Annotated in this window: 26 protein-coding genes; 11 read left to right on the top strand and 15 right to left on the bottom strand. The window is 69.3% G+C overall.

Annotated elements, in window-relative coordinates:
* Nucleotides 1-124: 124 nt before the first annotated feature.
* From AB0M01_RS08935 to AB0M01_RS08915, 5 genes are read right to left on the bottom strand one after another with little or no spacing between them, the layout of a single operon-like run.
* Nucleotides 125-1,126 (bottom strand): hypothetical protein, encoded by a 1,002-nt coding sequence (locus AB0M01_RS08935; RefSeq protein ID WP_363667126.1) that lies wholly within the window; start codon nt 1,124-1,126, stop codon nt 125-127.
* A gap of 8 nt (nt 1,127-1,134) precedes the next feature.
* The gene (locus AB0M01_RS08930) at nt 1,135-2,229 is read right to left on the bottom strand and encodes a hypothetical protein (RefSeq protein WP_363667124.1); all 1,095 of its coding nucleotides are present in this window, start codon (nt 2,227-2,229) and stop codon (nt 1,135-1,137) included.
* Nucleotides 2,226-3,335, bottom strand: coding sequence for a hypothetical protein (locus AB0M01_RS08925; RefSeq protein WP_363667122.1), 1,110 nt, complete (start codon nt 3,333-3,335; stop codon nt 2,226-2,228). Before AB0M01_RS08925 ends, AB0M01_RS08930 begins: the two co-directional genes overlap by 4 nt.
* A complete protein-coding gene (locus AB0M01_RS08920) occupies nt 3,332-3,835 on the bottom strand; it encodes a SigE family RNA polymerase sigma factor (protein ID WP_363667120.1) in 504 nt (167 codons plus the stop codon). The genes AB0M01_RS08925 and AB0M01_RS08920 overlap by 4 nt, the downstream gene beginning before the upstream one ends.
* 38 nt (nt 3,836-3,873) lie before the next feature.
* On the bottom strand, nt 3,874-5,097 hold the full coding sequence (locus AB0M01_RS08915; RefSeq protein ID WP_363667118.1) for a DUF4032 domain-containing protein: 1,224 nt from the start codon (nt 5,095-5,097) through the stop codon (nt 3,874-3,876).
* A gap of 86 nt (nt 5,098-5,183) precedes the next feature.
* On the opposite strand from AB0M01_RS08915, the gene AB0M01_RS08910 reads away from it, so the two are divergent.
* From AB0M01_RS08910 to AB0M01_RS08890, 5 genes are all read left to right on the top strand, one after another.
* The gene (locus AB0M01_RS08910) at nt 5,184-6,191 is read left to right on the top strand and encodes a LacI family DNA-binding transcriptional regulator (RefSeq protein ID WP_363667116.1); all 1,008 of its coding nucleotides are present in this window, start codon (nt 5,184-5,186) and stop codon (nt 6,189-6,191) included.
* 163 nt (nt 6,192-6,354) lie between these two features.
* A complete protein-coding gene (locus AB0M01_RS08905; protein WP_363667114.1) occupies nt 6,355-7,725 on the top strand; it encodes an extracellular solute-binding protein in 1,371 nt (456 codons plus the stop codon).
* Nucleotides 7,725-8,648, top strand: a complete 924-nt coding sequence (locus AB0M01_RS08900) for a sugar ABC transporter permease (protein ID WP_363667113.1) — start codon at nt 7,725-7,727, stop codon at nt 8,646-8,648. The genes AB0M01_RS08905 and AB0M01_RS08900 overlap by 1 nt, the downstream gene beginning before the upstream one ends.
* Nucleotides 8,645-9,514 carry a carbohydrate ABC transporter permease gene (locus AB0M01_RS08895; protein WP_363667111.1) on the top strand — a complete coding sequence of 290 codons (870 nt, stop codon included), beginning with the start codon at nt 8,645-8,647 and terminating at the stop codon, nt 9,512-9,514. Before AB0M01_RS08900 ends, AB0M01_RS08895 begins: the two co-directional genes overlap by 4 nt.
* A 27-nt stretch (nt 9,515-9,541) precedes the next feature.
* Nucleotides 9,542-11,086: a glycoside hydrolase family 13 protein gene (locus tag AB0M01_RS08890; RefSeq protein WP_363667109.1), complete on the top strand. Its 1,545-nt coding sequence runs from the start codon at nt 9,542-9,544 to the stop codon at nt 11,084-11,086.
* A 66-nt stretch (nt 11,087-11,152) separates the two neighbouring features.
* Here AB0M01_RS08890 and AB0M01_RS08885 read toward each other — a convergent pair whose 3' ends face one another.
* The 7 genes from AB0M01_RS08885 to AB0M01_RS08855 form a co-directional block, all read right to left on the bottom strand.
* Nucleotides 11,153-12,463: a type II toxin-antitoxin system HipA family toxin gene (locus AB0M01_RS08885; protein WP_363667107.1), complete on the bottom strand. Its 1,311-nt coding sequence runs from the start codon at nt 12,461-12,463 to the stop codon at nt 11,153-11,155.
* On the bottom strand, nt 12,456-12,776 hold the full coding sequence (locus AB0M01_RS08880; RefSeq protein WP_363667105.1) for a helix-turn-helix domain-containing protein: 321 nt from the start codon (nt 12,774-12,776) through the stop codon (nt 12,456-12,458). Before AB0M01_RS08880 ends, AB0M01_RS08885 begins: the two co-directional genes overlap by 8 nt.
* A 119-nt stretch (nt 12,777-12,895) precedes the next feature.
* A complete protein-coding gene (locus AB0M01_RS08875) occupies nt 12,896-13,357 on the bottom strand; it encodes a DUF4396 domain-containing protein (RefSeq protein WP_363667103.1) in 462 nt (153 codons plus the stop codon).
* Between the two features lies 1 nt (nt 13,358).
* Complete coding sequence (locus AB0M01_RS08870) at nt 13,359-15,587, bottom strand: heavy metal translocating P-type ATPase (RefSeq protein ID WP_363667101.1); 2,229 nt, start codon at nt 15,585-15,587, stop codon at nt 13,359-13,361.
* Nucleotides 15,588-15,601: 14 nt separating this feature from the next.
* The gene (locus AB0M01_RS08865) at nt 15,602-16,594 is read right to left on the bottom strand and encodes a hypothetical protein (RefSeq protein WP_363667099.1); all 993 of its coding nucleotides are present in this window, start codon (nt 16,592-16,594) and stop codon (nt 15,602-15,604) included.
* The gene (locus tag AB0M01_RS08860) at nt 16,591-16,818 is read right to left on the bottom strand and encodes a heavy-metal-associated domain-containing protein (RefSeq protein ID WP_363667097.1); all 228 of its coding nucleotides are present in this window, start codon (nt 16,816-16,818) and stop codon (nt 16,591-16,593) included. Before AB0M01_RS08860 ends, AB0M01_RS08865 begins: the two co-directional genes overlap by 4 nt.
* A 26-nt stretch (nt 16,819-16,844) precedes the next feature.
* A complete protein-coding gene (locus tag AB0M01_RS08855) occupies nt 16,845-17,180 on the bottom strand; it encodes a metal-sensitive transcriptional regulator (RefSeq protein WP_363667095.1) in 336 nt (111 codons plus the stop codon).
* Between the two features lie 168 nt (nt 17,181-17,348).
* Here AB0M01_RS08855 and AB0M01_RS08850 point away from each other — a divergent pair, with 168 nt between their 5' ends.
* From AB0M01_RS08850 to AB0M01_RS08835, 4 genes are all read left to right on the top strand, one after another.
* The gene (locus tag AB0M01_RS08850) at nt 17,349-17,942 is read left to right on the top strand and encodes a sigma-70 family RNA polymerase sigma factor (protein ID WP_363667093.1); all 594 of its coding nucleotides are present in this window, start codon (nt 17,349-17,351) and stop codon (nt 17,940-17,942) included.
* Nucleotides 17,935-19,047, top strand: coding sequence for a CU044_5270 family protein (locus AB0M01_RS08845; protein WP_363667092.1), 1,113 nt, complete (start codon nt 17,935-17,937; stop codon nt 19,045-19,047). Before AB0M01_RS08850 ends, AB0M01_RS08845 begins: the two co-directional genes overlap by 8 nt.
* Nucleotides 19,048-19,154: 107 nt before the next feature.
* Entirely contained in the window at nt 19,155-20,108 is a 954-nt protein-coding gene (locus tag AB0M01_RS08840; RefSeq protein ID WP_363667090.1) for an ATP-binding cassette domain-containing protein, read from the top strand.
* Nucleotides 20,105-21,094 (top strand): ABC transporter permease subunit, encoded by a 990-nt coding sequence (locus AB0M01_RS08835; RefSeq protein ID WP_363667088.1) that lies wholly within the window; start codon nt 20,105-20,107, stop codon nt 21,092-21,094. The genes AB0M01_RS08840 and AB0M01_RS08835 overlap by 4 nt, the downstream gene beginning before the upstream one ends.
* 67 nt (nt 21,095-21,161) lie before the next feature.
* On the opposite strand, the gene ugpC is transcribed toward AB0M01_RS08835, so the two are convergent.
* The gene (gene ugpC, locus AB0M01_RS08830) at nt 21,162-22,241 is read right to left on the bottom strand and encodes a sn-glycerol-3-phosphate ABC transporter ATP-binding protein UgpC (RefSeq protein WP_363667086.1); all 1,080 of its coding nucleotides are present in this window, start codon (nt 22,239-22,241) and stop codon (nt 21,162-21,164) included.
* Between the two features lie 225 nt (nt 22,242-22,466).
* On the opposite strand from ugpC, the gene AB0M01_RS08825 reads away from it, so the two are divergent.
* Nucleotides 22,467-23,489 (top strand): LacI family DNA-binding transcriptional regulator, encoded by a 1,023-nt coding sequence (locus AB0M01_RS08825; RefSeq protein ID WP_363667083.1) that lies wholly within the window; start codon nt 22,467-22,469, stop codon nt 23,487-23,489.
* 93 nt (nt 23,490-23,582) lie between these two features.
* Nucleotides 23,583-23,753, top strand: coding sequence for a hypothetical protein (locus AB0M01_RS08820; RefSeq protein WP_363667081.1), 171 nt, complete (start codon nt 23,583-23,585; stop codon nt 23,751-23,753).
* Between the two features lie 175 nt (nt 23,754-23,928).
* Here the strand turns inward: AB0M01_RS08820 and snpA are convergent, their stop codons facing one another.
* Nucleotides 23,929-24,570: a snapalysin gene (snpA, locus tag AB0M01_RS08815; protein ID WP_363667079.1), complete on the bottom strand. Its 642-nt coding sequence runs from the start codon at nt 24,568-24,570 to the stop codon at nt 23,929-23,931.
* 200 nt (nt 24,571-24,770) lie between these two features.
* On the bottom strand, nt 24,771-25,244 hold the full coding sequence (gene soxR, locus AB0M01_RS08810) for a redox-sensitive transcriptional activator SoxR (RefSeq protein ID WP_363667077.1): 474 nt from the start codon (nt 25,242-25,244) through the stop codon (nt 24,771-24,773).
* Between the last annotated feature and the right edge of the window lie 350 nt (nt 25,245-25,594).

Genomic DNA, 25,594 nt, shown 5'->3' with positions numbered 1-25,594 from the left:
CTCAACCCACCCGCACCGAGCTCCCCGCCGCCCGACTGTCCGGCCAGCGCTACTCCGCCGAGCGCCAGTGCAGCAACCCCGCCCGCAGCCAGCGCGGCAGTGGTCTTCCTCCCGAGCGGCCTCATCACAGCACCCGCACAGGCGTGCCGTACAGCAACTGGTGGAGGACGTCGCGGACCCCGTTGGGCTCGTGCACCCCGACGAAGATCGCCTTGGCGGTCGCCGGTGTCGCCTGGCGCAGCGTGGTGCCGTCGTCGGTGCCGTTGTGCTTGCACCCGGCGTGCCGGTAGACGACGTCCTGGTCGTGCGCGGAACCGTCGACCCGCAGGATGACGAGCTCCCCGCCCGGATCGCTGCCGCAGATACGCGGGTTGGTCACCGTCGGCCCGGTTCCGGTCGGGGCGGCGACGAGGTCGCGGACCAGACGTTCGGCGACCGGGCCGGTCAGCCGGGAGCTGGCTTCCATCCCGAGGTCGTACGGCGCTGTGTCGGAGAGCGGCTTCGGACCGCGGAAGGACGCGTAGCGGCAGACACTGACCGACTCGACGACACCAACCGTCTCCAGTCCACCCTGCGCCGGCGGTCGCAGGACCGCGTTCCGCGCGATCGGCGACTCCGGGTCGCAGCCGTTGCCATCGGCATCGACCACCACGGCCGCGGTCGAGAAGATCCTGTCCCGCAAGGCGTCGTCGGACGTGGTGACCGTGATCAGCTGCTCACCGACCTGCCGCGTCTCCTTGGTCCACCCGTCGGCGTACCGGACCACCCCGGGACGGTCACCGGCAAACGCAACCGACGGCGCCACATGCTGCTGTGGGGCAGTCGGATCGAGGCAGGGTTCCAGCATGGCAAGCACCGCGCCGCCCGGGCGCCGGACGATCGGCTTCGGCTCCACCTGATCGAGCTTGCAGGGCGTCTTCAGCCCCGCCCACAGCGACTGCTCCCAGCTGTCCGGGACCTGCACCTGAACGCTCCGGTACGCCTCCCAGCGCCACCCCGGCTGGAGCGGCGCGCTCTGCACCGGCGCGTCAAGAGCGGCGTCGTCCTGCTGAAGTACGACGTTGCCACCCACCGCCAGCCCGGCCACCGCGACAACCGCCGGCACGATCACTGCGAATCTGCGCATCAGCATCCTCATTTCAGGAGATTGGTCAGGAACAAGCCACGAACTTCAGGACGTCCGACGGTCTCGAGCAACGGCCCGACGGACTCCTTGGTGAGATTCCGGAACGTCGTCCCGTCGTCGGTGTCGAACGGCCCACAGCCGGCCAGCCGTACGACGACCTCCTGGGCGCCGCGGTCGCCGTGCACCCGCAGCACCAGCACCTCAGGGGTGGCACCTTGCGGGCACTGGCGAACACTCACCGGGTGATCGCCGGTGGTCGTCAGAGCTTTGCTCCCGAGCGCTGGCGCGGTCGTCAGCGCAGCGCCGACCTCCCGCGCCTGGTCGCCGGTCAGCTCGGCGCTGGCGAGCAGCGGCGGCACGGCGGTGCCTGGCCCGAGCCGATACGCGCACACAGCGATCGACCGCACAGCCCCGACGTCAGCAAGCCCTCCACCCTTCGGCCGCACCCGCTGGTCGGTCGCCGCCGAGTGGCTCGGCGCGCACCCCCGGCTGTCGACGCCGTCGATCGTCCGCGCCGACGCGAACACCCGCTCGCGGACCGCAGCGTCGGGGCCGAAGACCTCGATCTTCACGCCCCCGATCGCCCGGACCTCCCTGGTCCAGCCGGCGTCGTACTGCTTGACGCCGGGCGTCTCGTCGGAGCTGAACAGCACGTACGGCACCCGATAAGCCAACTCAGGCAGGACAACCGACGATCCGGCGACCGCCACCGGGCACCCGATCGCGGGGGACGCGAGCATGCTCGGCCGCCCCACCCAACCGTTCATCGCGGCCTTCGTCGACGGGCAGGTCGCCCGCGGCCCCGCGCCGATGTCCTTCCACCCGTCCGGCGCCTGCAGTTCGACGTTCGCGTACGACTCCCAGTGCCAGCCCGCCGCCGGCTGTGCCACCGGCCCGACATCCTGCGGCTGGACCACCGAGCGAAGCCCCACCCCGGCGACAACCACAGCAGCACAAGCCAGTACGCCGACGCCCGCCGACCGCACCCGCCGTCGGCGCCGCAGCCTGCGGTGCACGCTCCCGAGCAGCGTCTCATCCGGCGGCGCCTCCTCGGCGTGCCGTGTGAGGCTCTCGGTGACCAGGGTCTCGGCCGGGTCGTTCATCGGGGCAACCTCTCCGTGATCATCGGTTCCAGCGTCGGCCCGTAGAGCGTCCTGACCAGCGGGAGCAGCGCGTCCCGGGTCAGTTGCCGCAGCGTCGTGCCGTCGTCGGTGCCGTTGTGGTTGCACGAGTCGTAGCGGACCAGCACCTCCTGCTCTCCGGTGCTGCCGCGCACGGTGACCACCAGGTCGTCGCGGTGCTGCGGAATCTCGCAGTGGTACTCGTGGTTCGGTCCGGGACCTGCAGGCGCCGAGCGGAGGGCCGCGGCGACCTGTCGGGCCGCGGCGCCGGTGAGCGACGATCCGGCGAGCAGCACGGCGTCCCGCGGCAGGCCGGCGACGGCGTACCCGCAGATCCTGACCGACTCGACTTCCCTGATGCCGCCGAGCCCCGGCCCGGTCGGCCGCATCCCCTCCGCGAGCGTCGCGGGCGCCGTCGGCGAGCAGCCGTACGCGTCGGCGCCGTCGATCGGTCGCGCCGAGTCCAGGATGCGTTTCAGCAGTGCCGAGTCGTTGCCGAAGGCACTCAAATGCACCCCGCCGACGACTCGGACCTCCTCCAGCCAGCCGTGGTCGTACCGGTACACGCCCGGCGCCCGGTTCCTCTCACCGAACCACAGGTGCGGGACCCGTTCGGCCAACGGAGAGACCGGTCCGCAGGACATCATCGGGACCGCACCCCGGAACGGCCTTCCGACCAGCGGAGAACGGGGAGGCGCCGGCTTGATGCGCGGCAGGTTCTGGCAGGTCCACAGATGCGAGTAGGAGGTGTCGATCCAGCTGTCAGGGATCTGCACCTGCACGGTGTCGTAGGACTCCCAGTGCCAGCCCTCGGCGGTCTTCACCCGGGGAACGTCGCGGACCGCAACGTCGCCAGGAGGAACGGCGACAGGCGCCCCCGCGGTCGGAGCCGGCGCGTCGTGCAGTACGCCGACGCCGGTCGCCGCCGCGGCGACCGCCGTACAGGCGAGGACGCCGGCCCCGGCGGAGCGCACCCGCCGCCGATGACGTAGCCGCTGCCGCACGTCCGCGAGCAGCGTGTCGCCAGTTGGAGCATCATCCGCATGAGCCCGCAGCGCGAGCGTGATCACCTCAGCCGAAGCGTTCACAGCTGCTCGACCTCCTTCAACGACGCGCGCAGCGACGACAGCGCGCGATGGATCTGGGAGCGGACCGTGGCCGCCGTGCAGCCGAGGATCTCGGCGATGTCGGCGTCCGGCAGGCCTTCGTAGTACCGCAGTACGACGGCCGCCCGCTGCCGCGTCGGCAGCGAGGCGCACAGCCGCCACACCGCATCGGCGTCGGCGTGCGAGTCCGCGTGGTCACCCGCGAAGGACGCCGTCAGCAAGGACGGATCGTCGACCGGCGTCTCCCGTTTGAAGAACCGCCGCCACCGCGAGATGTCCGCGTTCACGATGCAGCGCCGCACGTAGGCGTCCGGGTCGGCGCCGATCCGCGACCAGCGCGGGTACGCCGCGATCAGCGCGTCCTGCACGGCTTCCTCGGCCCGGCCGCGGTCCCGGGTGATCAGGTACGCGAACCGCAGCAGCCCGGCGCCACGCAGTGACACCCAGCTGTCGAAGTCCGGCGCTTCCTCAGTCGTCCCCACGCCCTAACCACGCCAGGAAACGACCAGACGTTGCATACCTACTCCAGATCAGGCGGCGCAGTCGGCAGCGCGAGCTTCTCGTCGGGCTTGCCGGTGAGGACGTCGTCGACGTACGAGCGGGCGGCCTCCATCGTGTCGACCTCGTGGCCGGCCTGCTCGGACAGGAACCAGCGGTGCTCGAGGACCTCGTGGAAGACCTCGGCCGGTTCGAGCTTGCGGTTCAGGTCGCGGGGGACCGAGCGGACCACCGGCTCGAAGACGTCGGTCAGCCACTGGTGGGCGACGATCTCCTCGTCCTCGTTCTGCTGGTCGGTGGCGGCGGCGTAGGAGTCGAGGTCGTTGAGCAGCCGGCGGGCCTGGTTCTCCTCGACGTCCAGGCCGGTCAGCCGGAGCAGCCGGCGCGAGTGGTGGCCGGCGTCGACGACCTTCGGCTGGATCCGGACCTGGCTGCCGTCCCAGTCGGTGATGATGTCGATCTCGGCGACGTCGAAGCCGAGCTCGTTCAGCCGCCGGATCCGGGAGTCCAGCCGGTGCATCTCGTCGGTCGCGAACTCCTCCGGCGCGGTCAGCTCGGCCCAGAGCGCGTCGTACCGGTCGTTGATCGACTGGACGGTCTCCTGCGGGTCGATGTCGGGGTCGAGCAGGCCGCCCTCCTGCAGGTCGAGGAACTCGCCGAACAGGTTGATCTCGGCGGTGTAGAGGTCGTGCGCGCGCTGACCGTCGGAGATGTCCTGGTGCAGCTCACCGGTCTCGGCGTCCACCAGGTACGCCGCGAAGGCGCCGGCGTCGCGCCGGAAGAGCGTGTTGGACAGCGAGCAGTCGCCCCAGAAGAAGCCGAGCAGGTGCAGCCGGACGATCAGCGCGACCAGCGCGTCGATCAGGCGGTTGACGGTGTCGGGCCGCAGCGTCGAGGAGAACAGCGCCCGGTACGGCAGCGAGAACTGCAGGTGCCGGGTGACCAGGATCGAGTCGAGCGGTTCGCCGTTCTTGTCCAGGCGGTCGGTGATCACGCCGACGGGCTCGACCGAGGGGGAGTCCAGCCGCTCGAGGTCGCGCAGCAGCCGGTACTCGTGCATGGCGAGGTGCTCCATCACCTCCTTGATTGCGTAGACGCTGCCGTTGACGCGGACGAAGCGGACCACGTGCCGCGAGATACCGCGCGGCAGCGCGACCAGCTGGTCCTCGGGCCAGTCCTCGAGCGGGATGTCCCAGGGCAGCGAGAGCAGGCCGGTGTCCGGGCGGGTGGCGACGAAACGAGGCACCCGCCCAGTGTCTCAGTTCCTGATGACGAAAGTACGTAACGCAAGCGAGCGCAAATACTTGCGAGATGTGGCGTAGTGTTTGCGTCATGACTCGACGACTTGCTGAGGTGGCGAAGAAGGTCGGCGTCAGTGAGGCGACCGTGAGCCGGGTGCTGAACGGCAAGCCCGGTGTCTCCGAGGCGACCCGGGAAGCGGTGCTCACCGCGCTCGACGTGCTCGGGTACGAGCGGCCGACCCAGCTGCGTGGCGACCGCGCAAGACTTGTCGGCCTGGTGCTGCCGGAGTTGCAGAACCCGATCTTCCCGGCGTTCGCCGAGGTGGTCGGCGGTGCGCTGGCGCAGCAAGGTTTCACCTCCTTGCTCTGCACCCGGACGGTCGGTGGCGTCTCCGAGGCGGACTACGTCGACCTGCTGCTCCAGCAGCAGGTGTCGGGCGTCGTCTTCGCCGGCGGTTTCTACGCCCAGGCCGACGCTCCGCACGCCCACTACGAGCTGATCCAGGAGCGCAAGCTGCCGACGGTGCTGGTGAACGCCGCCGTCGACCACCTGGGCTTCCCGCAGGTCTCGTCCGACGACTTCGTCGCCGCGGAGATGGCGATCGGGCACCTGCGCGCGCTCGGGCACCAGAAGATCGGCCTGGTCCTCGGCCCGCGCGACCACATCCCGTCGCGGCGCAAGCTGGAGGCGTTCCTCGGCTCGCCCGAGGCGGACCCGGCGCTGGTCGAGCACACCATGTTCTCGCTCGAGGGCGGGCACGCGGCGGCGACCCGGCTGGTCAAGCACGGCGTCACCGGCATCGTCTGCGCCAGCGACATCCTGGCCCTCGGCGCGATCCGCGCGGTCCGCCGGGCCGGCCTGTCGGTGCCCGACGACGTCTCGGTGATCGGGTACGACGACTCCGCGATGATGAACTGCACCGACCCGCCGCTGACCACGGTCCGGCAGCCGATCGACGCGATGGGCCGGGCCGCGGTCGACATGCTGGTGGCGCTGATCGAGCGGGCCGCCGTACCGGCCGACGAGCTGCTGTTCGAGCCGGAGCTGGTGGTCCGGGCGTCGACCGCGCGGCTCAGATCGGCACCGCTTCCCGTCTGAACCACGCACGACCACAGAGGTGGAGTGGGCTTCGGCCCGCTCCACCTTCTTTTTTATGCCCGCTAGTTTCTTTCTTGCAACATTCGATCGAAGTATTGCGCACATCCGGTCAGCTTGCCTACGGTACCGACCACATCGGCAGTATCGAGGGAAGGGCAGATCGATGAGGACAACGAGGGCACTCGGCCTGTTGGTCGTGGCAGGACTGGGGCTGACGGCCGCGTCCTGTGGATCGGGCAGCGACGAACCCGCCGCGCAGGGCTCCGGCGGCGCCGACCAGAAGGTGACGATCACCGTCGGCTGCCAGCCGCCGAAGAGCAACCCCAAGGAGCGGGCGGGCTGGGACGAGGACGTCGCGGAGTTCCAGAAGGCGCACCCGAACATCACCATCGAGAGCAAGGACGCCTTCCCCTGCATCAACCCCGACACCTTCCAGGCGAAGCTGGCCGGCGGCACCCAGGAGGACGTCTTCTACGTCTACTACACCGACGTCCAGAAGATCATCAAGGCCAAGCAGGCCGCCGACATCAGCGAGTACGTCGGCAGCGTGAAGGCCCTCAACGACGTCCGCCCGGACGTCAAGGGCGTCTTCAACGACGGCGACAAGACGTACGGCGTACCGCGCAACAACTACAACATGGGCCTGGTCTACAACCGCAAGCTGTTCACCCAGGCCGGGCTGAACCCCGACGCCCCGCCGAAGACCTGGGCCGAGGTCCAGGAAGCGGCCAAGAAGATCGCCGGGCTCGGCGCCGGCTACACCGGCTTCGGTGAGTACTCCGCCGGCAACACCGGCGGCTGGCACTTCGCGGCGTCGCTGTACGCCCGCGGCGGCTCGATGGTCAGCGAGGACGGCAAGGCGGCGGCGTTCAACAGGGCCGAGGGCAAGGCCGTGCTGGAGAACCTGAAGCAGATGCGCTGGAACGACAACTCCATGGGCAGCAAGCAGCTGCTGCAGTGGGAGGACCTGATGCGCATGATGGGCTCGGGCAAGCTCGGCATGATGATCGGCGCACCGGACGTGGTGCAGTCGGTGAACAACGACTTCCAGGGCAAGTTCGAGGACTACGGCGTCACCGCCGTCCCGGAGTCCGAGGGCAAGGCGTCGCTGTCCGGCGGCGACGGCTACATGTTCAACCCGAAGGCGACGCCGGAGAAGATCAAGGCCGGTCTGCTCTGGCTGGAGTTCCACGAGCTCACGCCCGGCAAGGGCCAGTTCGACTACGAGCGCGCCAAGACCCAGGGCCGCCCGGTCGGCCTGCCGATCCCGGACCTGTACGGCGACACCGCGCCCGGCAAGGAGATCACCGCGCTGCGCAAGCAGTTCGCCACCGTGCCGGTCGACCACTTCACGCCGTACGTGACCGCGCAGGCGAGCATCACCAACAAGCTGGAGCCGCCGAAGGCCCAGGAGCTGTACGCCGTACTGGACGTCGCGATGTCGGCCGTCCTGACCCGCAAGGACGCCGACATCGACAAGCTGCTCAGCGACGCCGAAGGCAAGGCGAACAAGATCCTCGCCAAGAACACCTGATGGCCGTCCTGACCGCCAAGCCGTTGGTGCGCCGCTCCCAGTCCCAGGGAGCGGCGCGCCGCGCGGTCGGCCGGAACCTGACGGCGTACGGGTTCCTGTGCGGGGCGCTGATCTGTTTCGCCTTCTTCTCCTGGTACCCGATGATCCGGGAGATCGTGCTGAGCTTCCAGCAGACGAACTTCGTCGACCCGCCGCAGTGGGTCGGGCTGGAGAACTTCCGGACCGTGTTCGCCGACCCGGCGTTCCGGTCGGCCTGGATCAACACCGCCGCGTTCAGCGGTCTCGCGCTCGTCGTCGGGTACGTCATCCCGTTCGTGCTGGCCGTCGTGCTGAACGAGCTGCGGCACGCGAAGGCGTACCTGCGGTTCGTCGTCTACCTGCCGGTGATGCTGCCGCCGGCGGTCGGGGTGCTGCTGTTCAAGTGGTTCTACGACCCGGGCGCGGGTCTGTTCAACCAGGTCCTCGCCGTCTTCCACATCCCGCCGCTGGCCTGGCTCGACTCCACCAGTACGGCGCTGATCTCGCTGGTGATCGTGTCGACGTGGATGAACCTCGGCACCGGCACGCTGATCTACCTGGCCGCGCTGCAGTCGATCCCCGGCGACCTGTACGAGTCCGCCGAGCTGGACGGCGCCGGCCTGTTCCGCCGGCTCTGGCACGTCACCGTGCCGCAGACCAAGCTGATCCTGCTGGTGATGCTGCTGCTCCAGGTCGTCGCGACCATGCAGGTCTTCATCGAGCCGTACCTGCTGACCGGCGGCGGCCCCGAGAACGCGACCGTCACCGTCGCGTACCTGATGTACCAGTACGCCTTCAACTTCGGCGACTTCGGCGGCGGGGGAGCGCTCGGCCTGATGCTGATGGTCGTGCTGATGGTCTTCTCCGCGATCTACCTGCGGATCTCCCGGGAGGCCGAACGATGAGAACCCTCGTCTCGCCGCTGTCGCTGCGCAGCTGGCACGGCAAGCTAACCTACTGGACCGTCCTGGTCGTGGTGGTGGTCGGCTTCACGATCGCCTTCGTCTTCCCGCTGTACTGGATGGTCACCGGCGCGCTCAAGTCACCCGACGAGCTCGCCCAGATCCCGCCGAGCTTCTTCCCGAAGGACTACGACTTCGGCGTCTACAAGGAAGCCTGGAACCAGCTGCAGCTCGGCGTCTTCCTCAAGAACACCGTCCTGTACGCCGGGGGCGCGTGGCTGTTCACGCTGCTGGTCGACGTCACCGCGGCGTACGCGCTGTCCAAGCTGCGCCCGTTCTTCGGCAAGGTGATCCTCGGCCTGATGCTGGCCACGCTGATGATCCCGCCGATGGTGCTGCTGCTGCCGACGTACCTGGTCGCCAAGGACGTGCCGATCTTCCACTTCGACCTGCTCAACACGCCCTGGGCGATCTGGTTGCCCGCGGCAGCGAACGGGTTCTTCATCTTCCTGCTGAAGCGGTTCTTCGACTCGATCCCGCGCGAGCTGCTGGAGGCGGCCGAGATCGACGGCGCGTCACCGGCCCGGATCCTGTGGTCGATCGTGCTGCCGGTGTCGCGGCCGATCCTCGGTGTCGTGTCGATCCTGTCGGTGGTGACGGTCTGGAAGGACTTCGTCTGGCCGCTGCTGGTGCTGCCGGAGACCGACAAGATGTCGATCAGCGTCGGGATCGCGTCGCTGTCCGCGCAGATGCCGCAGAACGTCCTGATCGCGTCCCTGGTGATCGCGTCGCTGCCGACGATCCTGGTCTTCTTCGTGTTCCAGCGCAGCATCATGGCCGGCCTCACCGCCGGCAGCCTCAAGGGCTGATCCCCAACCCACACCCTAAGGAGAAGCATGTCGGAAACATGGTGGCGCGGAGCCGCGATCTACCAGGTGTACCTGCGGAGCTTTGCCGACGGCAACGGTGACGGGATCGGCGACCTGGCCGGTCTGCGGGCGAAGCTGCCGTACCTGGCCGATCTCGGCGTCGACGCGATCTGGCTGAACCCGTGGTACCCGTCGCCGATGGCCGACGGCGGGTACGACGTCGCCGACTACCGCGCGATCGAGCCGAGCTTCGGCACCCTGGCCGAGGCCGAGGCCTACATCGACGAGGCGCACGCGCTCGGCATCCGGACGATCATCGACATCGTCCCCAACCACGGCTCGGACCAGCAGGACTGGTTCGTCGCCGCCCTGGCGGCCGGTCCCGGGTCGCCGGAACGGGAGCGGTTCGTCTTCCGCACCGGTCGTGAGGGCGGACTGCCGCCGAACGACTGGCAGTCGATCTTCGCCGGCCCGGCGTGGACGCAGGTGCCGGACGGGGAGTGGTACCTGCACCTGTTCGCGCCCGAGCAGCCGGACTTCAACTGGCGCAACCCGGAGGTGGTCGAGGAGTTCCACGACATCCTCCGGTTCTGGCTCGACCGCGGCGTCGACGGGATCCGGATCGACAGCGCGGCCGTCCTGTTCAAGGACCTGGACAGCGTCGAGGAGTCCTACACCGACCACGACGAGGTGCACGAGGTGTACCGCGGCTGGCGCGCGATCACGGACGCGTACGAGGGGCGTTTCCTGGTCGGCGAGATGTGGATGCCGGACCAGGAACGGTTCGCGCTCTACCTGCGGCCGGACGAGATGCAGACCGCGTTCAACTTCGACTTCCTGTCCCGGCCCTGGGAGGCCGACGAGCTGCGCGCGTCGATCGACCTGACGCTGACCACGCACGTCCCGATCGGCGCTCCGCCGACCTGGGTGCTGTCGAACCACGACGTGACCCGCCCGGTCACGAAGTACGGGCGTCCGGACACGTCGTTCTCGCACCAGGACCGCAAGCACGGGATGCCGACCGACCTGGTCCTCGGCGAGCGCCGGGCCCGCGCGGCCGCGCTGCTCGCGATGGCGCTGCCCGGTGGCCTGTACGTCTACCAGGGCGAGGAGCTCGGCCTCCCCGAGGTCGAGGACCTGCCCGACGAGTTGCTCCAGGACCCGATCTTCGCCCGCTCCAACGGCACCGACCGCGGCCGCGACGGCTGCCGCGTCCCGATCCCGTGGTCCGGCAAGGAGCCCCCGTTCGGCTTCGGCGCCGGTACGCCGTGGCTGCCGCAGCCGGCCGACTGGAAGAACCTCACCGTCGAGTCCCAGCAGGCCGACCAGAACTCGATGCTCGCGCTCTACCGCGACGGCCTGAGAATCCGCCGCACCGAACTCGGCGACGGCACGCTCACCTGGCTCGACTCGGCCCCCGGCGTACTGGCATTCACCCGCGACTCGGGCCTGACCTGCCTCGTCAACCTCACCCCCGACCCCATCGACCTCCCCACCGGCGAGGTGCTGCTGACGAGCTCCCCGCTGGAGGAGGGCCGTCTTCCGGCGGACACCACAGCCTGGATCCGCTGAGAAACAAGGCACCGCACGTGGATGACCACCTGCGTCCGCGTGCGGTGCCTGTACGCCGTCCGCCGGTCAGCCGGCCGGCGGCGGAACGCTGATCTGCCCCCACTGGTCGCGTCGGTTCTCGACGTGTGCGGCCACCAGGTCGGCGATCCAGATCGCGTGGCGGCGCAGTCCGTCGGGAACGGCTGCCTCGTGGGCCGCTCGCTGGAAGGCCTCGGGAACCCGCTGGCGGACGGCGCGCATCCGGCCGATCGCCTCGTCGCTGTCCAGCCCCAGCTGTCGCCCGACCGCGGTCCAGTCCTGCTCGGTGACCTTGGCCATCGCCCAGGTCCGGCCGATCTTCAGGGCGGACTTGAGCCCGGGATCGCGGTGGTAGGGCAGCATCGACCCGACGTCGTAGAGCGGGGCAAGGCGGACGTCCCGGGAACCCAGCAGGACCGAGAAGTTCTTGGCATGTGCGTCGGTGGCGGCGATCGCCACGTTGTAGACCAGATAGTCGAACATCCGGTCCAGGTTGTCGGCTCGTGACGACCGCGTGCTGCTGCCGGCCAGCAGATTGCCGATCTCCCGCACTCCCGGGCCGCCGTCGTCCTGGTACTTCTTGCTCGGCGGCACCGACAGGGCCTGACAGATGTCCTCCTGGTGGAGCCGTCGCCACTGGCCGCCGGCATCGTGAAGGCGGTCGTAGCGGTGTGAGATCAGTACGTCGTAGCGATCGCTGGCCAGGAGTTCGGTCGTCGCCGCCGGAAGCCCGCACAGTTGCGCGGCGCGAAGGCAGAGGTGTTCGTTGAGGTGATGGCGCTCGAAGGTCGGCATCGACGGTTTGAGGATGTGGGTCGTCGGCGTGGAGTCGCAGGGCACGCCCCACCGTCCTTCAGGGGAGCGGAACAGAGCGATCTTGCTCTGTGCTCCGGCCAGGCTCCAGCGACCCGCGTTCCGCCCGGGATCCCAGGTGTCCGGGCTCTGCGCCAGCTCGGCCAGGGTCTGGTCCATCGACTCGTCACTGAGCCAGTCGATCTCGCCTTGCCGGTTGGCCGCGTCACTCGAGGCGATCTCGGGCGGAAGGATCTGGACGGCGCCGGCCGCGTCCCGGCCGATGTGCCGCAGCAGTGCGAACGGGTTGTTGGGCGAAGCGCCGTACTTGCGGCCCAGCCGCTGGAGAGCAGCCTCGCTGTCGGGCAGCAAGCCGGAGATGAAGGCATGGGTCGGCTTGTGTGAGTGAGCTGTCGTTCCCTTCGGCATCGACAGCGAGAGTGGAACGGCCGCTGCTGTGTTCCGGTAGTCCGCGTCGTAGCTGAACGACAGCCGGCCCTGCGAGCTCTGGTGCAAGGTCCCAGCGAGCACTCCGTCCAGGTAGAGGAGCAGTCGGTCTTCAGCCATTGTCGGAGGTCTCGTCGCGTTGGGGCCGGGCCGTCGATGGTTTGTCCGCCAGGGTGGTGAAGACCTCGTCCCAGGCCGCTTCGGTCTCGTCCTGCTGGAACTGTTCGCTGTCGGCCGTGGTCAAGGTGAGCCCGACGGCCTCCAGAGTGTCGAGGACCAACTGAACTTCCAGGCGGGCGTGGCCTTGCTCGAGGCGAACCAGCCACTCGCGGGACACCCCGGCTCGGCGGGCTAGGTCCACTTGCGTCAGACCGTGCCTCGCCCGGGCTTCGCGAACCGCGGAGCCGAGCTCCCTGACCGTGTGAATCCGCACTCTCCCACCCGCTCATTGTTGTCGTACGACAACAATATCTAATGTTGTCGTACTTCCACAATAAGAAATGTCGGCGTACGACAACATTCGAGGATGTTGTCGTACGCCGACACCGGCACTCAGTGGTAGGCGTGCATGACCGCGTGCCCACGACCGCGGCCGATCAGCCAGCGGTTGACCGGAACCGTCAGCACGAAGGCGATCGCCAGCGCGACGGCCAGGCTGCCCCAGAACAGTGCCGACGCCAGACCGGCGTCCATCGCGCCCGGTACGGCCAGGATGATCGCGTTGTCGACGACCTCCATGGTGACGATGCTCAGCGTGTCCGCGGCCAGCGCGACCTTCAGGGCCTGCCGGAAGCTCAGGCCGGCCTTCAGCACCGGGCGGATGGTCAGCGAGTAGCCGAAGACGAAGGCCAGGGCGATCGACAGGACGACGGTCGCCAGGTTGTGCCAGCCGAGCGCCGTACCGATGATCATGCCGAGGACCTCGCCGATCGCACAGCCGGTCAGGCAGTGCAGGGTGGCCGAGATCGCTTGCTGGGTGAGGGACTTCGCGGGTGCGTGCTCGTGGTGGTCCATGTCAGTTCTCCGTCGTGAAGCGGCGCAGCCGCAGGCTGTTGCTGACCACGAAGACCGAGCTGAACGCCATCGCCGCACCGGCGAGCATCGGGTTCAGCAGGCCGGCCGCGGCCAGCGGCAGGGCCGCGATGTTGTAGGCGAAGGCCCAGAACAGGTTGCCCTTGATCGTGCCGAGGGTGCGCCGGGCCAGCCGGATCGCGTCCGCGGCCGAGCGCAGGTCGCCGCGGACCAGCGTCAGGTCGCTCGCCTCGATCGCGACGTCGGTCCCGGTGCCCATGCTGAGCCCGAGGTCGGCCTGGGCCAGCGCCGCCGCGTCGTTGACGCCGTCGCCGACCATCGCGACCACGCGGCCCTCGCTCTGCAGCCGCTTCACCGCGTCGACCTTGTCGGCCGGTAGCACCTCGGCGATCACGTCGTCGATCCCGACCTCGGCGGCGACCTTGCGGGCGACAGCCTCGTTGTCACCGGTCAGCAGCACCGGCTTCAGCCCGAGCGCCCGCAGCTGCTTGATCGCCTCTGCCGAGCTGGGCTTGACGGTGTCCGCGACCACCAGGACAGCACGTGCCTTGCCGTCCCAGCCGACCGCGACCGCCGTACTGCCCTCGGCCTCGGCGTGCTCCTTGGCGTGCGCGAGGTCGGCCGGCAGGTACTGGCTCCACTCCTCCAGCAACCGCGTCCGGCCCACCAGTACGGCGTGCCCGTCGACGATTCCCTGCACACCCAGGCCTTCCACGTTCCCGAAGTCCTCGACCGGCGGCAGTTTGCCCAGCTCGTCGAAGGCGCCCCGGGCGATCGCCTGCGCGATCGGGTGCTCGCTGGAGTGCTCCAGCGCGCCCGCCAGCCGCAGTACGTCGGCCCGCTGCTCACCCTCGGCCAGCAGCACGTCGACCAGCTCCATCCGGCCGGTGGTGACGGTCCCGGTCTTGTCCAGGACGACGGTGTCGATGCGCTGCGTCGACTCCAGCACCTCCGGGCCCTTGATCAGGATCCCGAGCTGCGCGCCGCGGCCGGTGCCGACCATCAGCGCGGTCGGCGTGGCCAGCCCCAGCGCACACGGGCAAGCAATGATCAGTACGGCGACCGCAGCCGTGAACGCCACCTCGACCGCCGACCCGTTGCCGAGCCAGAACCCGAGCGTCAGCAGCGCCAGCCCGATCACGATCGGGACGAAGATCCCCGAGATCCGGTCGGCCAGCCGCTGCACGGCCGCCTTCCCGTTCTGCGCGTCCTCGACCAGCCGCGCCATCTGCGCGAGCTGCGTGTCCGCACCGACCCGGGTCGCCCGGACGACGAGCCGCCCACCGGCGTTCACCGTCGCGCCGACGACCGCGTCGCCCTCGCCGACCTCGACCGGGACCGACTCGCCGGTCAGCATCGACGCGTCGACGGCGCTGCTGCCGGTGACGATCACGCCGTCGGTGGCGATCTTCTCGCCGGGCCGGACGACGAACTCGTCACCCACGACCAGTTGGTCGGCCGGGATCCGCTGCTCGCTGCCGTCGCGCAGTACGGCGACGTCCTTCGCGCCCAGCTCCAGCAGCGCCTTCAGCGCGGCGCCGGAGCGGCGCTTGGCCCGCGCCTCGAAGTACCGGCCGGCCAGGATGAACGTCGTCACGCCGGCCGCGACCTCGAGGTAGATCTCCTCGGCGCCGCCACCCCGGGACGGGATCAGCGTGAACGGCATCTTCATCCCTGGCTCGCCGGCACCACCGAGGAACAGGGCGTACAGCGACCACAGGTACGAGGCCAGCACGCCCAGCGAGATCAGCGTGTCCATCGTCGCGGCGCCGTGCTTCAGGTTGGTCCAGGCGGCCTTGTGGAACGGCCAGGCCGCCCAGGTGACGACCGGTGTGACCAGCGTCAGCGACGCCCATTGCCAGAAGTCGAACTGCAGGGCCGGGATCATGCCCAGGGCAATCACCGGTACGGCGAGCGCGATGCTCGCGTACAGCCGTTCGCGCAGGGGCTTCAGCTCGTCGGTCTCCTCGGGCGCCTCGGCCGGGGCCGCGGGCAGCGCCGCGGTGTAGCCGGTGGCCTCGACGGTGGCGACCAGGTCGTCGGTGCTGACGCCGTCGGCGTACGTCACCTTGGCCTTCTCGGTGGAGTAGTTCACCGTGGCGGTGACGCCGTCCATCCGGTTCAGCTTCTTCTCGACCCGGGCCGCGCAGGAGGCGCACGTCATGCCACCGATGATGAGCTCGACGGACTGCCCGGTTTCTGGGGTTGTCATGGAAGTGCCTCCTCTCAGTGGCCGTGCGGGGTGGTGTCGTGGCCGGGGGTGCTCGGCAGCGCGGTCGGCGGGACGATGGTGGTCCCGTCGGCGTCCACGGTGACCGTGAACTCGGCCGTGTGGACCGCGCCGGCGTGCTGGAAGTCCAGGAACAGCGAGTACGTGCCGGCGGTCGGGAACGTCGTACCGAAGGTGATCTTCGGGCCGCCCTTGCCGCCGGCCTCGGCGTGCTCGGCGGGGTGGTTGTGCAGGTAGGCGAGGTCGCCGCTGCGCAGCGAGACCAGGTGCCCGAAGGCGCCCAGGTAGGGCTGCAGGTCGGTGACCGGCTTGCCGCCCTTGCTGACGGTGAAGGTCAGCTCGGACTCCTTGCCGGCTTGGGGGCTCCCGGCCAGGGTCACGTCGTACCCGTGGATGCTGAAGACGCTCGCGGGCTCGTTCAGCGGGACCGGGATGTAGAGGCCGGACACGTTCACGTCCGTGCCGAGCGTGATCGGCTGGTTGTGGCCGGCCGGCTGGAAGTCGGCGTACAGGCGCCAGGTGCCGCCGGCGGTGAACCGGAACGGGATCGACCAGTTGCCCTGGGCATCCATCGTCGGGTGCACGTGGTGGAAGCCGGACAGGTCACGCCGGACGACGATCAGGTGCAGGTCCTTCTCGTGCGTCTTCGTGTACCGCGTGACCGGCTTCCCGTCCGGACCGGTGACCGTGAAGCGCAGGGGAGTCTGCTGGTTCGGCTGGAAGAACGTGGTCGCCGGGACCAGCGTGTACCCGGCCTGGGAGACGGCGAGCCCGGGCGGCTGGGCGCTCGCGTCGCCGTGCCCCTCGCCGTGCCCCGCGGCCGGCTCCATGTCGCCCATCCCGCCCTGGTCGTCGTGGGCCTGGGCGGGCTCCTGCGTGTCGGCTGCCGCGATCGGGTCGACCGCGGAACCGATCGCGAAGGCACCGGCGAAGGCCAGCACCAGCACACCGGCGAACGCGCCGAGCCGGAGCGCGACAGCCCGGCTCATGCGGTCACGTCCGTCAGTTCGTAGCCCGCCTCGTCGACGGCCTCACGGACGGCGGACTCGTCCAGCGCCGACTCACTGGTCACCTGTACGGCGGACGTGCCGCCGGCGTTCAGGTCGATGCTGACGTTCTGGACGCCCGGCAGCTTGCTGAGCTCCTCGGTCACCGCGGCGGTGCAGTGCCCGCAGGTCATCCCGGAAACGGCGTACGTGGTGGTGGTGGTCACAGTTGCTTCTCCTTGAGAGGTTGTTTTCAGCTACGGACAAGCCGGGCGATCGCGTCGGAGGCCTCGCGGACCTTCTCCTCCGCCTCCGCGCCGCCGCGCTGGGCGGCCTCGACCACGCAGTGCGACAGGTGCTCGTCGAGCAGCTCCAGCGAGAACGACTGCAGCGCCTTCGTGGCCGCCGAGACCTGGGTCAGGATGTCGATGCAGTACTTGTCCTCCTCGACCATCCGCTGCAGCCCGCGGACCTGGCCCTCGATCCGGCGCAGCCGCTTGAGGTGGCTGGACTTCTCGCTGGTGTAGCCGTGGACGTGCTCCGGGGTGCTCTCCGGGGTGCCGGCTGGAGCGCTGGTCTCGTCGGTCATCGTGGTTCCTTCCCTCACCGCTACCCCTGGGGGGTATCTCGACGCCTCGTAAATTACCCCCTTGGGGTATCAGACGCAACCCCTGGAAGATACCCCATGGGGGTAATTTCCGGACCGGTGCCGCCGTACCGTCGTGAACGTCGTCCGGGGCTCCGGGCAATCAGTTGCATGACCGTGATCGATCACCACAGCCCGGAGGCTGACATCAGCGACAGGCCGGAGCTCGGCGGACCCGACCCAGGAGCGGAGTTCGGGCGGCTGTTCGACGAGTACGCCGTACCGCTGCACCGCTACCTGGCCCGCCGGGTCGGCGCCGACACCGCGCACGACCTGGTCAGCGAGACCTTCCTGGCGGCGTTCAAGCAGCGCGCGACCTACGACCCGGCCACGGCCGCGGTCCGGGCGTGGCTCTACGGCATCGCCACCAACCTGGCCCGCCGGCACGTCCGGCAGGAGGTGCGCGGCCTGCGCGCCACCGCCCGGGCCGGACTGCGGGAGGACGAGCACCAGCTCGGCCACGACGGGAGGGTGGCCGAGCGGGTCGACGCCTCGACGATGGCGGCCCGGATCGCGCCGGCCATCGCCGACCTGTCCGACGGGGACCGGGACGTGCTGTTCCTGACCTCCTGGGGCCAGCTCACCACCGTGGAGGTCGCCGACGCGCTCGGCATCCCCGTCGGCACCGTGCGCTCCCGCCTGCACCGCATCCGCCGCCAGCTCCGTACCCAGACGACTTCAGACGAGGCGAACACCAATGACTGACAACAAGCTGACCGACCTGTGGTCCGAGGACGACCTGGACCGCGCGATGACCGCCCTGCACTCGGACGAGGCCGAGCCCGACCACGCCCGCCTGGCCCAGGCCCGAGCCCAGCTGATGGCCGCCGCCGGCGGCCCGCGGACGGCGTTGGGGCACCCGGTCGACCTGGCCGGCACCGCGCACCGCGTCTCCGCCGGCGATCCGCGCCCGGCCCGCTTCTCCGCCGGTGCGAAGCGCACGGCGCGGCGACGCTGGACCTACGGCCTGGCCGCCGCCGCGAGTGTCGCCGCGCTGGTCGGCACCGGCTTCATCGTCACCTCCGGCACCCAGGGCGGGTCCGCGGAGGCGAAGACGGAGCTCGACGCGGCCGCCGCCAACGTGACCGCGAAGGACCCGGTGGTGAAGCCGGGCCAGTACCTGCACAACACCGCCCGGACCTGGACCCGCAACCTGTACGGCGGGAACGGGTTCGAGCTGCAGGTTCTGGAGGAGCAGGCCACCGAGACGTGGATCCCGGCCGACCGCAAGGCGGAGTGGGTGATGCGCACGACCCAGACCGGCCGGCACCAGTGGGTGGTCGGGTCGGACGCCGAGGCCCGCAAGCACGGCATCACGTTCGCGAAGACGACCGACGTCCAGCGGGCCGACTGCGGAGGCTTCTACGGCGCCGGCTGCGACACGGCCGGTAGCTGGGCCAACCCGACGCCGGAGTGGATCGCCGGGCTGCCGACCGACCCGAAGGCGCTGTACGAGCGGCTGAAGAAGGATGCCCCCGGCAACTCGCGCGGCGAGACCGAGCTGCTGGTCTACGCCCAGGACGCGCTGCGGACCGGGCTGCTGCCGGCCGACGTACGGGCCCGGCTCTACCGGGCGCTCGGGTACCTGAAGAACCTCGAGATCTCCGACCGGGCGGCCAACCTGGACGGCAAGACCGGCATCGCCTACGGCAGCGACGACGGCAAGAGCCGCGAGGAGATCATCGTCGACCCGAAGACCGGTGCCTACATCGGATCCCGGGAGGTCGACACCGACGGCAAGGGCAAGGGTGACGTCATCACCTTCACCTCGCTGAGCGCGAACGTCGCCGACACCGCCCCCCGGCGCTGATAGAACGTTCCAACCGTGCGCCCACCCAACCAAACTGGTTGGGTGGGCGTCTCACAGCGCAACGGAACCGGCCCACTGCGGGCCGTGAGCAACTTCAGAGAGGTGACATGACGGACCTGGCGATCAGTACGCGAGGGCTGCGGAAGACGTACCGCACCCGGCGCGGGAAGCGGGTGGTCGCGGTCCAGGGGCTCGACCTGGACGTGCCCGTCGGTGGCGTGCACGGCTTCCTCGGGCCGAACGGATCCGGTAAGACGACCTCGATCCGGATGCTGCTCGGGCTGATTCGGGCCGACGCCGGCGCGATGGCGCTGTTCGGCCGGCCGGTGCCGGAGCACCTGCCCGAGGTGGTCTCCCGGGTCGGCGCGATCGTGGAGTCGCCGAAGTTCTTCCCGGCCTTCACCGGCCGCAAGAACCTGGAGCTGCTGGCCGACGCGATCGGCGCGCCGCGCAGCCGGGTCGGCGAGGTGCTCGAGGAGACCTCGCTCGGTGAGCGCGGCAAGGACCGGTTCAAGACGTACTCGCTGGGCATGAAGCAGCGGCTGGCGATCGCCGCGACGCTGCTCAAGGAGCCCGACCTGCTGATCTTCGACGAGCCGACCAACGGGCTCGACCCGGCCGGCATCCGGGAGATCCGCGAGACGATGCGCTCGCTCGGCGACCAGGGCCGTACGGTCCTGGTCAGCAGCCACATCCTGGCCGAGGTCGAGCAGGTCGCCGACACGGTCTCGATCATCGGCCACGGCCGGCTGCTCGCCTCGGGCTCGGTGGCCGAGGTGATCGGCAGCACCGGCAAGTCGACGGTGAAGGTTGCGATCGGCAACCAGGAGGCGGCGACCGCGGTCCTGACCGCGGCCGGGCTGACGGTCCGGGCCGAAGGCAACTACCTGTTCGTCGACGGTGCCGACGACCCGGCCGACATCACCCGGCGGCTGGCCCAGCGCGAGCTGTACGTCGCCGAGCTGGTGCCGGTCCGCGCCGACCTGGAGTCGGTGTTCCTCGAGCTGACGGCCGACGAAGGTCTGGCCGCCGGCGACCCGACCACGGGAGGCAAGCAGTGATCCGGCTGACGGGAGTCGAGCTGCGCCGCCTGGTCGCACGCCGGCTGGTGATGCTCGGGGTGGTTGCCGTCCTCGGCGTCACGGTGCTGATGCTGGTCGCGACCTGGTGGAACTCACGCCCGCTGTCGGCCGCGGAGCAGCAGCAGAACAAGGTCCAGTTCGAGATGGCGCACGCCGACTGGGTCAAGAACCACGAGAAGTACGACCAGGAGTGCCGCGACAGCTACGCCTCGACGCCCGACCCGAAGCCGTCGGTCGAGGAGATGTGCACCTACCTCGAGCCGACCATCGACCAGTGGGGCAAGCCGCAGACCGTCTTCACCGAGACGATGCCGGGGCTGCTGCAGGGGTCGTCGTACCTGCTGGCCTTCGCCGCGTTCCTGATCGGGGCGAGCTTCGTCGGCGCCGAGTTCAGCAGCGGCTCGATCGGGAACTGGCTGACCTTCGAGCCACGCCGGTTGCGGGTCTACGCGAGCAAGCTCACCGGCGTCGCGATCGGGATGATCCCGGTCGGGGTGGTGACACTGGCGCTGCTGCTCGCCGGGACGTACCTGATCGTCGCGCAGATGGGGTCGACCGCGGGGACCACCGGCAAGGTCTGGGGGAACCTGATCGAGACGTCCGGCCGGGCGGTGGTGGTCGCGGCCGTCGCGGGCGCGCTCGGCGGCGTACTGGCGTTGCTGCTGCGGCACACGGCCGCCGCGATCGGCGTCATCATGGGGTACGCCGTGCTGGTCGAGGGTGTCTTCGGCAGCGTGCTGCAGTCGGTGCAGCCGTGGCTGGTCCGGCTGAACTTCGACGCCTGGGTCCTGCACGGTACGACGTATTACGTGCAGAAGTGCACCACCGCGAAGGACGGCTCGTACAACTGCGAGATGGTCGAGAAGTCGCTCAGCTTCGAGCACGGCGCCTGGTACCTGGGGATCGGCGCGGTCGTGCTGGTCGCGTTCGGTGCGCTGGTCTTCAACCGGCGCGACATCACCTGACCTTTGCCGTACGAAAACGCCGGCCCCGGGAACCCGGGGCCGGCGTTTCGGCGTACTGGCGTGATGGTCAGGCCGTCAGGCGCTCCTCCGTCGAGGCGGAGAACAGGTGCAGCTTGTCCGGCTGCGCCGCCAGGTGCACGATCGAACCCTTCTCGACCTGCATCCGGGCGTCGATCCGGGCCACGATCTGCTGGTGGTTGCCGTCGTGCTCGGCGGTCCCGTACAGGAACGCGTCGGCGCCCAGCTCCTCGATCACGGCGACCTTGACCGGCAGACCGGTGTCGGCGACCTTGAAGGCCTCCGGCCGGACACCCAGCGTCAGGGTCTTGTCGTTGCCGGCCTTGGCCAGGATGCTGCGCTCGACCGGGACGGTGTAGTCACCGAGCTTGGCGCCACCCTCGGCCAGGTCGGCCTCGAGCAGGTTCATCGCGGGCGAGCCGATGAAGCCGGCGACGAACTTGTTCTTCGGGTTGTCGTACAGGTTCAGCGGGGTGTCGACCTGCTGGAGCAGACCGTCCTTGAGGACCGCGACCCGGTCGCCCATCGTCATGGCCTCGACCTGGTCGTGGGTGACGTAGACGGTGGTGACACCGAGACGCTGCTGCAGCTCGGCGATCTGCGTACGGGTCTGCACCCGCAGCTTGGCGTCGAGGTTCGACAGCGGCTCGTCCATCAGGAAGACCTGCGGGTTACGCACGATGGCGCGACCCATCGCGACACGCTGGCGCTGACCACCGGACAGGGCCTTCGGCTTGCGGTCCAGGTACTCCTCGAGACCGAGCAGCTTGGCGGCCTCCTGGACGCGCTTGGCACGGTCCTCCTTGGAGACACCCTGCATCTTCAGCGCGAAGCCCATGTTGTCGGCGACCGACATGTGCGGGTAGAGCGCGTAGTTCTGGAAGACCATCGCGATGTCGCGCTCTTTCGGCGGCCGGTGCGTGACGTCGCGGTCGCCGATGTAGATGGAGCCCTCGTTGACCTCTTCGAGGCCGGCGAGCATCCGCAGCGAGGTGGACTTACCGCAACCCGACGGGCCGACGAGCACCATGAACTCGCCGTCCTCGATCTCGAGGTTGAGCTTGTCGACGGCGGGCTTGTCGGAGCCGGGGTAGACCCGGGTCGCCGCCTTGAAAGACACAGTGGCCATGACTGTTCAATCCCTTCACCGGCAGGAACGTGCCGGACGATCCGTAGTAAAGGCCCCCGGGCGGGGGTCCGCCCATCCTCACCTGTGCGGCTGCTCCTGACAAGGTTTACGGCAGAAGAGGTGTGCACACTGTTCACCTTCTGGACAGGTCTGCGCAGTCGCAGTCTGCAAGATCTTGCAGGTTCTTGCTGCAAGGTGCAGGCCGGGTCGGTAGGGTGACCGGTCGTGAGCAGCAGAGCGAGGCTGGCGGACATCGCGGCCAAGGCGGGGGTCAGCGAAGCGACGGTGTCCCGGGTCCTGAACGGCAAGCCCGGGGTGGCCGAGGAGACCAGGCAGTCGGTCCTGACGGCGCTCGACGTACTGGGCTTCGAACGCCCGACCCGGCTGCGTCGCCGCTCGGCCGGCCTGATCGGCCTGGTGATGCCGGAGCTGATCAACCCGATCTTCCCGGCCTTCGCCCAGGTGATCGAGTCGGCGTTGTCGCAGCGCGGTTTCACGCCGGTCCTGTGCACCCAGTCGCCGTCCGGCGCGAGCGAGGACGAGTACGTCGAGATGCTGCTCGAACGCGGCGTCTCCGGCATCATCTTCGTCTCCGGCCTGCACGCCGACACCGGCGCCGACCACGCCCGCTACCAGGCCCTGGTCGACCGCAACCTCCCCGTCGTCTTCGTCAACGGCTGGCTCCCCGGCGTCGGCGCCCCCTTCATCAGCTCCGACGAGTACGCCGCCACCGAGCTCGCGGTCGCCCACCTGGTCGCCCTCGGCCACCGCCGGATCGGCTTCACCTCGGGCCCCGAACGCTTCATCGTCGTCCAGCGCAAACTCGCCGGCTTCCGCACCGCCCTGAAGGCCCAGCTCTCCCTGACCGACGACGAGATCGACAACCTCGTCGAGCTCAGCGTCTTCGGCGTCGAAGGCGGCCAGGCCGCCGCCCAACGCCTCCTCGACACCGGCTGCACCGCCGTCATCTGCGGCTCCGACATGATGGCCCTCGGCGTCATCCGAGCCGCCCGCCAACGCGGCCTGGCCGTCCCCACCGACCTCTCGGTCGTCGGCTACGACGACGCCCCGATGATGGAGTTCACCGACCCACCGATGACCACAGTCCGCCAACCCGTCCAGGCGATGGCGCTGGCCGCCGTCCAGTCCTTGCTGGACGAGGTCCGCGGCCACTCGACTCCCCGCACGGAGTTCCTGTTCCGCCCGGAGCTGGTTGTCCGCAACAGCACGGGCCCAGCTCGCGGATGACACAGAAAGTGCAAGAGAACAGAGAAACAAAGACGAGAGACAGTCGCGAGGCTGGCTGTGGCTGAGCTTGTGCCGCGTGCTGAGGTCGTTCGATTGAAGGATCTCCTGGAGTACCGCGAGGCCCGCCGTCAACGCCAGTACGACGTTATCGCCGCGCTCGGCGACGACCTGGACGACGACGAGGATCCCGCCGTGGTGAGCGAGCGGCTCCAGCGGATCCGCAAGGAGCGGGCGGACAGGAAGCGCCGAGCAGGCGAACTCTGAAGTATCGGAGCGAGTTCGCCGCGAACACCGTCGCGATGACCGACGAGGTTCTGTAGTTGCAGGCAAGGGAAGAGGTACGGACGCACCGTGGGGCGGGCGGGGCGTCCGTACCTCTGGGGTGTGCTCCGGCTCGGAACCGTCCCCTGCCGGGCGGTTCCGAGACGGAGGTCGGGGGTTACTGCTGGGCGAAGCCGTTGGCCCAGAGCTGGTTGACTCGGGAGCGCTCGTTGGCGTCGGGGTTGGGGTTGGTGCAGGACGGGCCGGGGCCGCCGCCGGACATCAGTTCGCTGCACGGGCCCGAGTAGTGGTCGGGGAGGCCGAGGACGTGGCCGGTTTCGTGGGCGGTGATGCGGAGCGGGTCGTACTGCTGGGCCTGGGCGTAGTCGAGGAAGACGTAGCCGCTGCCGTGGCCGTCGGTGGAGGCGTAGGAGCCGCGCGGGTCGTTGCCCTCGGTGTAGTAGAAGTCGTAGTTGCTGCCCTCGACGAGGGTGACGTTGCTGACCGAGGAGTTCCAGATCTGGGTGCTGGACGAGATCTGGGACGCGAACGTCGGCGCGTCCACGGCGTACGTGACGGTGACGGCGGCGAGCTTGTTGCCGGCCTTGGCCTGCTTGGCGCGGGCGGACTTCATCACGGCCTCGTAGAACGCCTTGGTGGCGGCGGCGTCCTGCGGCGAACCGGTGTACGCGGCGATCGAGGACGGCGTGCTGGTGGTCGGGGCGGGCGCCGACTGCGCGGGGGCGGCGGCGAAGGCGGGGACAGCCAGGGCCGCGGCGGCCAGACCGGCCAGCGAACTCAGGATACGGCGATGCGACATGGGAGGGCCTCACTCCGGATCTGTGGCGGAAAGCGACCAGCGGATCACTGATCGCTACAGACCGGGATGTTGCCAAGCCGGAAGAGAATCCACACCAGATCGGGAAAAAGTCGGGGGTTAACCCTCGTTCACCGTCACCGGTTCTATGACTGTCATAACCGCACGCCTATGCCAGGCACGGATTCCGTACGGATTGGTTGCTACTCGCCCGGAATGCCGACGTTCAGGATCCGCGCGCCCGGGCCGCGTTCGGCGAGGCGGTCGGACTTGTTGTACAGGTTGCAGCGCTGCAGGCTCAGGCAGCCGCAGCCGATGCAGCCATCGAGGTCGTCGCGCAGGCGCTCCAGTTCGGCGATCCGCTGATCGAGACGGCCGCGCCACGACTTGGACAGCCGGCTCCAGTCGGCGCGGGTGGGCGTGCGGTCGTCGGGCAGCGAGTCCAGCGCCTCCTTGATCTCGGCCAGCGCCAGGCCGACCCGCTGGGCGGCCTGGACGAACGCGACCCGGCGCAGCGTGCTGCGCTGGTACTGGCGCTGGTTGCCCGACGTCCGGCGGGAGCTGATCAGGCCCTGGTCCTCGTAGAACCGCAGCGCGGACGCGGCGACGCCGGAGCGCCCGGCGATCTCGCCGATCGAGAGCCAGTGGTCCTTGCTGGGAACGTTCTCCTGCGCCATACCCTCACCCTAGGAGACCCACTCAAGACTTGAAGTTCCCTTGAGTGTTCCCGGCCGGTACGGCGGCCGCCCGCGCGGGTGGTCGCTGTGGGTGGTCAAGCGGGCCGGCCGGACAGGGTATACTTCTTGACGTCGGTGCGCGCGTCGCGTCACCAGAGCATTTCCCAGGCGCTCCGACCCGTCGGTTTCAGCAACCCGCTGAAGATGATCCGGCGACATGGGTGCAACGCGATAGCACCCGCAGGTCGATGCCTAGTCTCCTGCCAGCACCACGATCCGGCCACGGAAAAATGTGGCCGGCGTTTGCGTGTGGGCGTGATCCGGCATCGGGCCGTGACGTTGAGAGAGAG

Origin of the sequence: Kribbella sp. NPDC051770, from assembly GCF_040681455.1 — a bacterium.
Classification (GTDB): Bacteria; Actinomycetota; Actinomycetes; order Propionibacteriales; family Kribbellaceae; genus Kribbella.
The sequence above is the reverse complement of the archived record's forward strand: the minus strand, read 5'-3'. Positions and strand labels throughout refer to the sequence as shown.

Coding starts and splice junctions, on each gene's coding strand:
- AB0M01_RS08935 (WP_363667126.1), bottom strand. CDS start 1,126: ATGCGCAGATTCGCAGTGATCGTGCCGGCGGTTGTCGCGGTGGCCGGG.
- AB0M01_RS08930 (WP_363667124.1), bottom strand. CDS start 2,229: ATGAACGACCCGGCCGAGACCCTGGTCACCGAGAGCCTCACACGGCAC.
- AB0M01_RS08910 (WP_363667116.1), top strand. CDS start 5,184: ATGACTCGACGACTTGCTGAGGTGGCGAAGAAGGTCGGCGTCAGTGAG.
- AB0M01_RS08905 (WP_363667114.1), top strand. CDS start 6,355: ATGAGGACAACGAGGGCACTCGGCCTGTTGGTCGTGGCAGGACTGGGG.
- AB0M01_RS08900 (WP_363667113.1), top strand. CDS start 7,725: ATGGCCGTCCTGACCGCCAAGCCGTTGGTGCGCCGCTCCCAGTCCCAG.
- AB0M01_RS08895 (WP_363667111.1), top strand. CDS start 8,645: ATGAGAACCCTCGTCTCGCCGCTGTCGCTGCGCAGCTGGCACGGCAAG.
- AB0M01_RS08890 (WP_363667109.1), top strand. CDS start 9,542: ATGTCGGAAACATGGTGGCGCGGAGCCGCGATCTACCAGGTGTACCTG.
- AB0M01_RS08885 (WP_363667107.1), bottom strand. CDS start 12,463: ATGGCTGAAGACCGACTGCTCCTCTACCTGGACGGAGTGCTCGCTGGG.
- AB0M01_RS08875 (WP_363667103.1), bottom strand. CDS start 13,357: ATGGACCACCACGAGCACGCACCCGCGAAGTCCCTCACCCAGCAAGCG.
- AB0M01_RS08870 (WP_363667101.1), bottom strand. CDS start 15,587: ATGACAACCCCAGAAACCGGGCAGTCCGTCGAGCTCATCATCGGTGGC.
- AB0M01_RS08865 (WP_363667099.1), bottom strand. CDS start 16,594: ATGAGCCGGGCTGTCGCGCTCCGGCTCGGCGCGTTCGCCGGTGTGCTG.
- AB0M01_RS08855 (WP_363667095.1), bottom strand. CDS start 17,180: ATGACCGACGAGACCAGCGCTCCAGCCGGCACCCCGGAGAGCACCCCG.
- AB0M01_RS08850 (WP_363667093.1), top strand. CDS start 17,349: ATGACCGTGATCGATCACCACAGCCCGGAGGCTGACATCAGCGACAGG.
- AB0M01_RS08845 (WP_363667092.1), top strand. CDS start 17,935: ATGACTGACAACAAGCTGACCGACCTGTGGTCCGAGGACGACCTGGAC.
- AB0M01_RS08840 (WP_363667090.1), top strand. CDS start 19,155: ATGACGGACCTGGCGATCAGTACGCGAGGGCTGCGGAAGACGTACCGC.
- ugpC (WP_363667086.1), bottom strand. CDS start 22,241: ATGGCCACTGTGTCTTTCAAGGCGGCGACCCGGGTCTACCCCGGCTCC.
- snpA (WP_363667079.1), bottom strand. CDS start 24,570: ATGTCGCATCGCCGTATCCTGAGTTCGCTGGCCGGTCTGGCCGCCGCG.
- soxR (WP_363667077.1), bottom strand. CDS start 25,244: ATGGCGCAGGAGAACGTTCCCAGCAAGGACCACTGGCTCTCGATCGGC.